The following is an 11,693-nucleotide window of genomic DNA, read 5'->3' on the forward strand; positions in this document are numbered from 1 at the left end:
TGTTTGAATCACCAAAAATCTAGCGTTTCCCCGCATTCATTTTGTAAACATACGCAAGAACCTCTGCAACTGCGGCAAAAAGGTCGCTTGGAATGGCTTTGTCTAAATCTACCTTAGCATAAAGTTCCCTTGCAAGCGGTGGATTTTGGACGATGTGCACTCCGTTTTCTCTGGCGATTTTTTTAATCTGTAGAGCGATGTTGTCCATCCCTTTTGCCACAACAACAGGGGCATGAAACTTTTGTTCATCATACTTGATGGCAACGGCGTAGTGGGTTGGGTTTGTGATGATCACATCAGCTGTCGGGATGGCAGACATCATCCTTTTTCTTGAAGCCTGCATCTGAATCTGGCGGATTTTGGACTTGATGAGCGGATCACCTTCCATATTTTTAAACTCATCTTTTATCTCTTGCTTACTCATCTTTAGCCCGTCAAAATACTGCTTTCGCACGATAACAAGGTCAATGACGGCAAAAACAAAGATGATGAGCAGCATCACAAAAGCAATAATAATTGTTTTATCCCGCAGCCAAAGCATTTGATCACCAAAACCAAAAAGCGCAACAGTCGGAAGTTCCATAATGAAGAAAAAGAAAAAAACGAACCCAATGCCAAGTGTTGTAAAAGATTTGAAAGTTATCTTTACGCCTTCGATAAGTTTTTTCAAAGAGAATAGATTTTTAAGCCCTTTAATGGGGTCTATCTTGCCGATATCAGGAGTGATGGCTTTGGTGGTAAACAAAAACCCAAATTGCGCAACCGCCGCAACAATTCCGGCAATCGCCACGGCAATAGAGAGAGGCATAACAATCAAAAAAAACTCTTTTATGGTAACAATGGCGATATCTATCATAAAAGACCTGTCAACACTCATCCCGACAAGTGAGAAGTAGTACTTAAAAAGCTGAAGTGTATGCATACTCATGTATGGAAAAAGCATCAAAAAAGATAAAACTGCCACAAAAAGCGTCACAACACCGGATGTATCCTGCGACTTGGGAACATTCCCCTCTTCTCTGGCATCCTCTATCTTTTTGGAGGTAGGCTCTTCTGTTTTTTCTAAATCATCTGCCATAAAAATTTCCTAGAAGAATCTACTCAAATCTTTTTGAAAAGATTTGCTTTAGTAGCCATAGCGGCAAGCGTAGAAAAAGGGACGTGTTCCTTTTTCGTTCAAAGAAAATAATACTTCTGTTTTTTCTAAATCATCTGCCATCTACTAGAGCTCAATCCATCTTCATCGACAAATCAATCCAATTTGCCTGATGAATCATCGAACCGCTGCTGATGGCATCAACACCTGTTTTTGCATAGCTCTCTATGGTCTCAAAGGAGATATTGCCGCTTGCTTCAAGGAGAATATGTGAAAAGTGCGCATCTCTATAGCGGACAACCTCTTCTACCTGCGATGGCGTCATATTATCACACATAATGATGTCTGCACCCGCTGCAAAAGCTGTTTTTGCCATCTCAAAATCTTCAACTTCCACCTCTATTTTAGAGGTAAAAGGTATAACTCGTCTGGCTTTTTGGATGTAGCTTGTCAAATCTTTTATGGTCTTTAGATGTGTATCTTTTATCATCAAGGCATCATCAAGTCCCATACGGTGGTTGACTGCACCGCCGCATCTTGAGGCATATTTTTCAAAAACTCTCAAAAGCGGTCTTGTCTTTCTGGTATCTAAAAGTTTTGTTCCGTAAGGCTCGATGATAGTAACATACTTGTTTGTTAGCGTTGCAATGGAGCTTGCATGCAAAAGCATATTGAGAAGTGTTCTCTCAATTCTCAAAAGCACATGAGAAGTTCCGCTTAAAGTGGCTATTACATCCCCTTTTTTAAAGCTCTCTGCATCACAAAAGTTCCAAACTATCTCAAAATTCTCCAATTTTGCCAAAGCGTCACAATAAAGCACTCCCGCTAAAACGCCATCGCTCTTTGCGATGATTTTTGCCGATGCCTCTACGCTTGGCTCCACAAGAGCATACAAATCCCCTCGCCCGACATCCTGCTCCAAAGAGGCTTTTACAAACGCATCTATCATAGTGCCATCATCCGCTCTAAAGCGATTTTCGCCCAACTCTGAGTATCTTCATCGATAAAAATCTCATTGAGCGGCTCGCCCTCATCGATAGACTTTAAAACATCATAAACATCTTTTAGCGTCGTCTCATTCATCGTCGGACACTCCGGTTTTGTGGAAGAGAGAACATAAGTGTTTTTGGCACGCAAACGATTTACAAGGTTAAACTCCGTCCCAACCGCCACCTTTTGCTCTTCTGGAAGCTCTTTGATATACCTTATGATTTGCGAAGTAGAGCCTACAAAGTCTGCCGCATCGCAGATAGCAGGGTCACACTCAGGATGCACGACAATCAAAATGCCTGGATATTTTTTGCGGTAAAAAGCGATATCGTCCACGCTAAAGAGCTGATGCACGGAGCAAAAACCGTTATAGCAGATGATATCTGCATCGGCAGGATTTGTTCCGTCACCTAAAACGCAAGAGCGAAGCCCCATCTGGTTTGCTATATTTTGCCCCAAACATCTATCCGGTACAAAAAGTATCTTTTTCCCCTCTTGGAGTGCGGTTGTAATGATTTTTTTGGCGTTGGAACTTGTACAGACCATTCCACCCATCTTCCCGACTTTTGCTTTAACATCGGCATTGGAGTTGATGTATGTAATGGGCAAAATGTTTTCGTTTGGCACTCCCGCTTCATTGAGCGCTTTGACCGAAGCATCAAACTGCATCCCGTCAATCATAGTAGCCATCGCACAACACGCCGCTTTTGGCATGACCACTCTTTTGTTTGGAGAGAGAACTTTGACACTCTGCCCCATAAACCCCACACCGCAAAAAACAACAAATTCAGAATCATCCGCTCTTGTTTTTTGCGCCAACTCAAGCGAATCGCCGGTAATATCGCCTATCTCAAAAACCTCATCCCTCTGGTAAAAATGGGCAACTACAGTCACACTTAGCTTTTTTTTATATTCGTTTATTTTTTCTTTTAGCTCTTCATTACTCAACTGCAAAAATTTTCCTTATATTTAATAGTCAGGGTATTATACCAAATAGATTTTATATCTCTATAATGGTATCTTATGTACAATGCCAAATAAAACGACAAGGTTACTTTATGGACTTTTTATTCAATACAAACGCACAGTTTTTTATCGCAGCGTATCTTATCGGTGGGATTCCATTTGGGCTTCTTTTGGCAAAAAAGTTTGCAGGAGTTGATGTGCAATCAAGCGGCTCAAAAAGTATCGGAGCTACCAACGTCTTAAGAGTTGTCAAAGAGACAAATCCCTCTTTAGCCAAAAAACTCGGTGCGGCTACACTTGCTCTTGATGCCATCAAAGGGGTTTTGGTTCTAGCAGTCGCTTACTTTATGGGACTTAGTGAAGCGACACTTTGGGGCATATCTGTTTTAGCGGTTATCGGACACTGCTACTCTCCGTATCTTGGTTTTGAGGGTGGCAAAGGTGTTGCAACGGGGATGGGTGTAATGATGTTTATGCTACCGCTTGAGACACTTATCGCTCTTGTGGTTTGGGCAGTCGGTGCAAAAGTTATCCGTATCTCTTCACTCTCTTCTCTTACGGCTCTGCTAGCTCTTGTCGTTGCAAGTTTCATCCTCCATCCCAACATGGCACACGCTCCTGTTCTTATTATCGGGTTTGTTCTTTTCTACAAGCACATTCCAAATATCATCCGCCTTATCAAAGGTGAAGAAAAAAGAGTCGTATGACCATCCACATCGAAGATCTAAAATTTCAGTGCATTATTGGAATTTTAGATTTTGAGAGATTAGCGCCTCAAGATGTTATCATCAATCTCAAAATCGAGTATGCTTACAAAAAAGATGAGTTTATCAACTATGCTCTTGTTGCACAAAAAGTAAAAGAGGTGATGATTAAGCGTCAATTTTATCTACTCGAAGAAGCATTAGAAGAGCTATCTATTACACTTCACACAGAGTTTACTGCCATAAAAAACCTCACTATCAAAATCATAAAACCCTCCATTTTAGATGATTGCAAAGTTGGTCTTAGCAATTATTACGAATTCCAATCTTAAATATAAGTTAAAGATTTATTAAAAAAAATTGAAATTTTCTTTAAATTAACCTAAAATTATGATATGATTCCGCCAAAATATTCACGTATAGGACACAATAAATGCGCATTCTTATTATAGAAGATGAAGTTACACTCAACAAAATGCTCGCAGAAGGGCTTAAAGAATTCGGTTACCAAAGTGACGTGGTAGAAACTCTCAAAGATGGAGAGTATTACCTTGATATTCGTAACTACGATTTAGTACTGATGGACTGGATGCTTCCGGATGGAAACAGCGTTGACATTATCGGCGATATCAAATCAAAAACTCCAAAAACTGTTGTTGTTGTTCTCTCTGCTAGAGATGACAATGAGAGCGAAATAGAAGCTCTAAGAAGCGGCGCTGATGACTATATTAGAAAACCTTTTGATTTTGATGTTTTAGTTGCACGCCTAGAAGCGCGTCTTCGTTTTGGCGGAAGCAATATCATCGAAATTGATGATTTGATTATCAATCCTGAAGAGGAAAAAATCACCTACAAAGAGGTAGAGATTGAACTAAAAGGCAAGCCTTTTGAAGTTTTAACACACCTTGCACGCCACCGTGACCAAATCGTATCTAAAGAACAACTTCTTGATGCTATCTGGGAAGAGCCAGAACTTGTTACTCCAAACGTAATAGAGGTTGCAATCAACCAAATCAGACAAAAAATGGACAAACCTTTAAACATCACAACTATCGAAACAGTACGCCGCCGTGGTTATCGTTTCTGTTTTCCAAAAGAAATCAACTAATTTTCATACAACAAAGGGTTCTAGCACCCTTTTTGTATAACAATTCCCCTTTTTATTTCCTCTCTAATCTGATACAATTATCGCCATATTTATATTTGTAGGTAAAAGATGTTTTCACAAAGAAGTATCAGACAGCGTTTCTTAATTCAGCTTATCATCGCTTCTGCATCGCTCATTTTTATTTTTTCCTCATTGCTTTACTTCTATATTGAAAAATCCATTATTGATGAAAAATACCAAGAACTTTTAGTCTATGCACAAAACACCGCTTCCAACCAATCTGTTTACGGCTCAGAAGTGCCTACTCCAGATGTCTATCTAGGGCTTAGCATCGAGATTATGTACCTTAACAAAGAGCATATTGACCTTGATTTTTATGAAACAACAAAAGATAAAAAAGCCTACCTTACACTTCTTTACCCTTTTAACTTTGATGAACTCAGCTACTTAAAAATCACAAAAGAGATATCAGCAACGCGCAAACTCTTAGACCAAATACTCAACTACATCTTTATCATCAATATTGCTGGATTTTTGCTTGTTGTACTCTACGCTATTGGTCTCTCTAAGATGCTTGTTGCTCCGGTTAAAACGCTTAGCAACAAGCTCTCCAATATGAACGAACACCTTATGCGCCCCATTGTTGTAGAGGAGCTTCCAGAGGAGTTTGAACCTCTTGGTGCAACCATCAACCATCTTATCGCTAGAATCCAAAACTTCGTGAAGTACCAAAAAGAGCTCTTTATAGGAACAGCGCATGAGCTCAAAACCCCTCTTGCAGTTATCAAACTCAAAAACCAAGTAACGCTTATCAAAAAACGCTCCGCTGAAGAGTATATAGACGCACTTAAAGTAACAAACAAAACAGTTGACGAGATGAATGTTATCGTCTCAAACATACTCAACATCGGGCGTCAAGAGGCTGCACAGCTTGAACAGCCTCGAGAGGTAGATGTGATAGAGTTCTTAAAGCAAAAAGCAAATGATTTCCATCTCCTTGCTGAAAATGAGGGTAAAAATCTTACTATGCACTTTGAACCAGATGGTTTTATGGCAATTTTGCAAGTAAGTCTTCTCAACCAGATTGTGCAAAATTTCCTCCAAAATGCACTCAAATTTACACCAAAAGAGAGAAGTGTGCATCTTAAAAGCTCCCTTAACAGCTATGGACTTCTCATAGAAGTTATTGACGAGGGGTGCGGGATAGATGAGAGTTCTGATTTGTTTGCGCCTTTTAAGAGAGAGGGAAACAAACCAGGTGTCGGGCTTGGACTCTTTTTGGCAAAAAGTGCGGCTGATGCTCTGGGTGCAAAGATAAGTATCAAAAACAGAACAGATGGAACAAACGGAGCAGTTGCATCACTCAATCTCAACTCAAAACTTTCATGTATTTTACCAAGTAGATAAACGTCTCCTTTCTTAAAACTAAATAAGTTTTAAGAAAATCTCGAAAAACTTGTTTTTCGTAGCTTTAGGGGGTTGTAGGGACTTTAGTCACTGCCACTAAAACGGACGAGTTCGTTTGAGTGCGTAACATCAATAATACCTAGTTTAAAAAATAATAAAGCTTTATTTCGCTATAAATCGGGCACTTTAAATTTGACTATGAGGTATTTTGATGGCTTTAATAATTAGTGATGAATGTATTGCATGTGATGCATGCCGCGAAGAGTGCCCAACTATAGCTATTGAAGAGGGAGACCCGATTTACTTCATCGATCCAGATCGTTGTACAGAGTGCGTTGGTGTCTATGATGAGCCTGCTTGTATCTCTGTGTGCCCAGTTGACTGTATCATCCCTGACAAAGACAATGTAGAGTCTATTGCAGAACTTCAGTTCAAGTACAAACAACTCCAAGAAGAAGAGCTTTAACCCTCTTTATGGCAAAACGTGTAGCAGTCATAGATATAGGTTCTAACTCGGCTAGAATGGTTATCTATGAAAAAACCTCTCGCTTTGCGTTTCATATTCTTCATGAAGCCAAAAGCAGAGTAAGGATATCCCAAAACGCGTACCAAAACGGCGGAAACCTCCAAGAAGTCCCTATGCAAAGAGCTTATGATGCTTTGGAAGATTTCCTCTGCATCATCGCCTCTTTTAAAGCAAGAAAAACGCTTTGTGTTGCTACTTCTGCGCTTCGCGACGCTCCAAACAAGGGAGAGTTTCTCCAAAGAGTAAAGAGCGGCTTAGGTCTTGCTATCAAAGTCATTGATGGAGAGAGAGAAGCTTACCTTGGCGCTATCGCATGTGCAAACCTTTTGCCGCAGCAGCAAAACGCTCTAAGCATCGACATCGGTGGAGGCTCTACGGAGTTTTCTCTTATCCACAACAAAGATATCCTCTCAAAGATATCTCTCAACCTTGGAACTGTACGGCTAAAAGAGCTCTTTTTTGATTTTAACAACATTGATGGTGCAAAAAAACTCATTGATGCAGAACTAGAAAAGCTAGATGGGCTTGATGCAGCAAGGCTTATAGGTATAGGGGGAACATTTAGAGCCATCTCCTATGCGATTCAAACAAACAGCAATCACCCACTAGAAAAACTTCACGCCTACACACCAAACTATAAAGAGTTTGAACTTTTTTTGGAAAAAATCCTAGATGCCGATGAAGATGGTCTTAAAAAACTTGGGATTAAAAACAGCAGATTTGATGTTATCAAACCTGGTGCGCTTATCCTTTTGCGTGTACTTAAGAGATTTAAAATCAAAGAGCTGATTACAAGTGGTGTGGGCGTGCGTGAGGGGGCTTTTTTAGCAGATTTACTTAGAAGTTCCAAAGACAAGTTTCCTGCAAACTATAACCCATCCGTACGCTATCTCCTTGATGCACACATAGATGACCTCTCACATGCAAACTTACTCGCAAAGGTTACAAAAGAGCTCTTTGACCTCACTTGTGAGACACTGAAGATAGAAAAAAAGTACCGTTATGAACTAGGTCTTGCAGCCAAACTCTGCATGAGCGGAAGCACTATCCATTTCTACTCTTACAACAAACATAGTTACGAGCTTATTGAGGATGCTTTGGAGTTTGGATTTACGCATGAGCAAATCGTACTCATCGCAACCCTTGCAAGATTTTCAAAGAGAAAACTTCCCTCATCCTCACATATAGAGAGATTTGAAGCTCTTTTACCTGAGGCAAACCAACTCAACGCACTCAGCTATCTTCTCTCTCTTAGCGTTGCCCTCGTAAGCCATAGACCAAGAAATATTGATTTTACACTCCATTTTGAAAATGGCGTACTTGAGATAGTATCAAAAAAGAGTCTTTATTTGGCAAGAGAGAGTGTGGAAAAAGTAGAAGCACTCAAAAACAACCCTATAAAAATCTCGTTCTTATAGTCCAATAGCATCATGGAAGTGAGGCTTTAGCCTCGCCCTGTTGCTAAAAAATTACAATCTAAATGAAGTTTTTTGCGGGGCTAAAGCCCCACTTCCTAAAGTGAAATGAGAGCGTTTTTAGAACCGCTGCCCCATAGTAAACTCAAAGAGGGATGTCTCATCACCCTCCTCTTCAGCAAGAGGTTTAGAGAACATTAGTTGGATTGGTCCAACCGGAGAGAACCACTCAAGTCCTGCACCAAATCCTCCACGTGAGAGATTTTTAACTTTGTAGTCTGCATTCTCTTTTTCTGTTGTACCGATATAACCCCAATCAAGATAAGTTACCAAACGCATTTTGGCTGCTGGCACAAGTGGAAAACTGAGTTCAAAACTGTTGGTTGCACTATACTCTCCACCGTAACGTCTCACGCCATTTGTTGCATTTGCATCCTCTACTGTAGTTGGAGAGAGGGAGTAGGACTCATAGCCACGCACGCTTCCTATACCACCCATATAAAACTTCTCAGCGATTGGTAAAAATCCTGAATCGTGGACATAGTTAATCTTTGCTTTATAACGTGCAATGAGATCAAATCCAAACCACTCTTCTAGCCCTTTGTAAGCACCAAACGTCGTTCTTGTTTTAATAAACTTAGCTTCACCGCCAACGCCAGCATTTTCAATACTTTGAGAGAGAATAATCCCTTTTCTTGGAAGGTAAAAATCATCCGTATCGTCATACTTTAGACTCATGGTCACTGAGCTTTTTGTATAATCTTCAAAAAGATACTCATCTACATACGTTAAGTCAGCATCCTCATCTATCTCATACTTGTTTTGCGAGTAACCATACCCTAAATGACCACTTATATAGCGTGTAAATCTATGTCCAACACCCATATTTAAACCATCAGACATAACACTGTAGTCTTCATACTCAAAATCAGAGGTAAAGACAGAGAAGTTACCACTAAAATCGCTATCGTTAAGACGAGAGTTTGCGATACTAAAAGAGTAGTTCGATGAGAGTTCGGAGCGCTCAGCCTTGACGCCTACATCGATTCCTGAACCCCATACGTTTCTATCATCCACTGCCACACTTACCAAAAGACCACCGTAACTTCCATAACCGCCGCCTAACTGGATGTTACCCGTTGGTGCCTCTTTGACTTTTACGACCAAATCCATTGTTTGATTGTCCACTCTTTTCTCTTCGATTGTGTTGCCATCAAAAAAGCCAAGACGTCCAAGAGCACTTCTTGAATCGCCTAAATCTGTTAAAGAGTACATATCTCCAGGACCGAGATAGAGCTCTCTTCTGATAATTCTATCGAGGGTTCTGCTGTTGCCTGAAATGATGACGTTTCTGATTTTTACTTTATCCCCTGGGACAATTTTGTAGATAACCTCAACTTGTCTCTTCTCTTTGTCTTTTTTCAAGTCTGGAACAATCTGAACGAATGCGTAACTTAAATCCGCTATAAGTGTCTTAATTTTTTGAGAGTCATTACGGAAAGTCTCTATGTTAAAAACTTCTCCAACTTTTAAGCTCAAGAGCTCCTCTATCTGCGCATCTGCAACAACTTGTTTCTCTTGCACAATGGTAATCTTGCTTACAGAGTAAACCTCACCCTCTTTGACTTGGTAGCTCATATCTGCTGTATAGTTGTCAAAGTTTACCTTAACAAACGGTTCTTTAACATCTATGTCCAAATAACCGTGCTGCATGTAGAGGTCACGGATACGAAGAGGGTCGTAAGCTAAGTCGGCAACTTTCATCTTACCGTCATTACGTCCCCAAAACCAGCCCATAAACTCTTTTTCTTTGTTTGCGATGATAGCATCAAAGTCATCACTCTCTAAACCAGAAATACCACTATAGAGAAGCTCTTCGATGATAATCTCTTCGCCTTCATTGACGATAAAAGTAACTTTATAACTACCATTTTCCAAAAGCTCTTTTTCTATCTCTACAACGCTATCAACCTTCGCTTCTTGGTTAATCGCTTCTATGATTCTCTTTTTTGCAGCCTCTATCTTTTTCTCATCATAAAGTGCACCGACCTTAATCTGAACAACACCATCAATAGCCTCAGAATCATTCTCTTTCCACCCTTTGAGCTCTATCTTTGAGATAAGCGGTTTCTCTTTGAAGTGAAAGGTTAAAACACCGTCTTTGTCGATATCTGTCCAGATGTCTTGAAAATACCCCTGTTTAAAGTACGTTTTGATTGACGCATCAATCATTGCATCATCTACTTCACTGCCTGCTTCAAAGCTAAGCATCCTTAGGGCAACAGACTCTGACATCTGCACCATTCCATCAAACTTGATTGCTTTTATCGTATATGCGTGTGAACTGAGTGCCAAAAAGAGTAGCACCATTGCGAAAAATATTCTCATTGATTTTCCATGATTTATAAAATAAGTGATGATTCTACCTTTTATGAGGTTAATATTAAGTAAATTTTGTATAATTTGCCAAATAAAAAACTGATGTTACTCTCTTTTTTACAAAAGTGCGTAATTACCTCTAAATTTCTCGAAAAGTAAACTTTTCGTAGCTTTAGGGGATTGCAAAGGACTTTAGTCCTTGCCACTAAAACGGACGAGTTCGTTTTAGTGCGTAACATCAGGAAAAAAGAAGAAATGAAATGAATGTAGCAATAATTGGATTAGGTCTTATGGGCGGTTCGCTTGCTAAGAGCCTTAAAAAACTTGATTTTATCAAAGAGATTGTCGGGAGCGACCACAATCCTAAGCATCAAAAAGAGGCTCTTGAACTCTCTCTTGTGGACAAAATAGTTGATATAAATGAAGTAAAAAAATATGATGTGATTTTTCTCGCCATTCCCGTAGATGGTATCATTGCGGCTCTTCAAAATCTTGTGGGAGTTAAAGAGAGTACTACCATCATAGATTTGGGAAGTACAAAAGCAAAAATCATCGCTTCTGTTCCGCATCAAATACGCAAAAACTTTGTCGCTGCACACCCGATGACGGGAACTGAGAACTTTGGTCCGAGTGCGGCTGTTGAAAATCTTTATGATGACAAAGTGGTTGTTTTATGCGATATAGAAAATAGTGGCGAACATCAGATAGAAGTTGCAAAGAGAATATTTAAAGCACTTCATATGAAGAAGCATTTTATGCCGGCACACCAACATGACCGCCATGCGGCATTTATCTCGCATATGCCTCATGCCATCGCTTACTCTTTGGCAAATACAGTGATGAAACAAGAACAAAAACATACTATTTTAGCCCTTGCGGCTGGTGGTTTTCGCTCCATGAGCCGTCTGGCAAAAAGCTCTGCGTTTATGTGGGAAGATATCTTTAGACAAAACAAAACCAACCTGCTTGAAGCAATAGAGCTTTTTGAAAATGAGCTAAATATCCTCAAAGAGCATATCAAAAACGATGAGTGGGAGAAAGTGCATAAAAACATAGAGGCCGGAAACAGACTTCATGAAGTTCTTGACTAGCACTTTTTCGG

The 11,693-nt window shown here is 39.9% G+C and carries 11 protein-coding genes; 7 read left to right on the plus strand and 4 right to left on the minus strand.

Annotation, left to right across the window (positions count from 1 at the left end; all coding sequences use genetic code 11):
* Nucleotides 1-19 precede the first annotated feature (19 nt).
* From flhB to nadA, 3 genes are all read right to left on the minus strand, one after another.
* A complete protein-coding gene (gene flhB / locus AC6H4V_RS08855; RefSeq protein ID WP_497606545.1) occupies nucleotides 20-1,078 on the minus strand; it encodes a flagellar biosynthesis protein FlhB in 1,059 nt (352 codons plus the stop codon).
* A 151-nt stretch (nucleotides 1,079-1,229) separates the two neighbouring features.
* Nucleotides 1,230-2,045, minus strand: coding sequence for a carboxylating nicotinate-nucleotide diphosphorylase (nadC, locus tag AC6H4V_RS08860; protein ID WP_497607927.1), 816 nt, complete (start codon nucleotides 2,043-2,045; stop codon nucleotides 1,230-1,232).
* Nucleotides 2,042-3,040, minus strand: coding sequence for a quinolinate synthase NadA (gene nadA / locus AC6H4V_RS08865; protein WP_497606546.1), 999 nt, complete (start codon nucleotides 3,038-3,040; stop codon nucleotides 2,042-2,044). The genes nadC and nadA overlap by 4 nt, the downstream gene beginning before the upstream one ends.
* A 104-nt stretch (nucleotides 3,041-3,144) precedes the next feature.
* On the opposite strand from nadA, the gene plsY reads away from it, so the two are divergent.
* The 6 genes from plsY (at nucleotide 3,145) to AC6H4V_RS08895 (ending at nucleotide 8,215) form a co-directional block, all read left to right on the plus strand.
* Nucleotides 3,145-3,759 (plus strand): glycerol-3-phosphate 1-O-acyltransferase PlsY, encoded by a 615-nt coding sequence (plsY, locus tag AC6H4V_RS08870; protein ID WP_497606547.1) that lies wholly within the window; start codon nucleotides 3,145-3,147, stop codon nucleotides 3,757-3,759.
* The gene (locus AC6H4V_RS08875) at nucleotides 3,756-4,088 is read left to right on the plus strand and encodes a dihydroneopterin aldolase (RefSeq protein ID WP_497606548.1); all 333 of its coding nucleotides are present in this window, start codon (nucleotides 3,756-3,758) and stop codon (nucleotides 4,086-4,088) included. The genes plsY and AC6H4V_RS08875 overlap by 4 nt, the downstream gene beginning before the upstream one ends.
* 101 nt (nucleotides 4,089-4,189) lie before the next feature.
* Nucleotides 4,190-4,864, plus strand: coding sequence for a homeostatic response regulator transcription factor HsrA (hsrA, locus tag AC6H4V_RS08880; protein ID WP_300694843.1), 675 nt, complete (start codon nucleotides 4,190-4,192; stop codon nucleotides 4,862-4,864).
* A gap of 108 nt (nucleotides 4,865-4,972) precedes the next feature.
* Nucleotides 4,973-6,271, plus strand: coding sequence for a sensor histidine kinase (locus AC6H4V_RS08885; protein ID WP_497606549.1), 1,299 nt, complete (start codon nucleotides 4,973-4,975; stop codon nucleotides 6,269-6,271).
* 211 nt (nucleotides 6,272-6,482) lie between these two features.
* Complete coding sequence (locus AC6H4V_RS08890; RefSeq protein WP_428729456.1) at nucleotides 6,483-6,737, plus strand: YfhL family 4Fe-4S dicluster ferredoxin; 255 nt, start codon at nucleotides 6,483-6,485, stop codon at nucleotides 6,735-6,737.
* Between the two features lie 8 nt (nucleotides 6,738-6,745).
* Nucleotides 6,746-8,215, plus strand: a complete 1,470-nt coding sequence (locus AC6H4V_RS08895) for a Ppx/GppA phosphatase family protein (protein WP_497606550.1) — start codon at nucleotides 6,746-6,748, stop codon at nucleotides 8,213-8,215.
* Between the two features lie 117 nt (nucleotides 8,216-8,332).
* On the opposite strand, the gene bamA is transcribed toward AC6H4V_RS08895, so the two are convergent.
* Nucleotides 8,333-10,600, minus strand: a complete 2,268-nt coding sequence (bamA, locus tag AC6H4V_RS08900) for an outer membrane protein assembly factor BamA (RefSeq protein WP_497606551.1) — start codon at nucleotides 10,598-10,600, stop codon at nucleotides 8,333-8,335.
* A gap of 251 nt (nucleotides 10,601-10,851) precedes the next feature.
* On the opposite strand from bamA, the gene AC6H4V_RS08905 reads away from it, so the two are divergent.
* Complete coding sequence (locus tag AC6H4V_RS08905; RefSeq protein ID WP_497606552.1) at nucleotides 10,852-11,682, plus strand: prephenate dehydrogenase; 831 nt, start codon at nucleotides 10,852-10,854, stop codon at nucleotides 11,680-11,682.
* Nucleotides 11,683-11,693 lie beyond the last annotated feature (11 nt).

It is taken from the genome of Sulfurimonas lacustris, assembly GCF_059705355.1.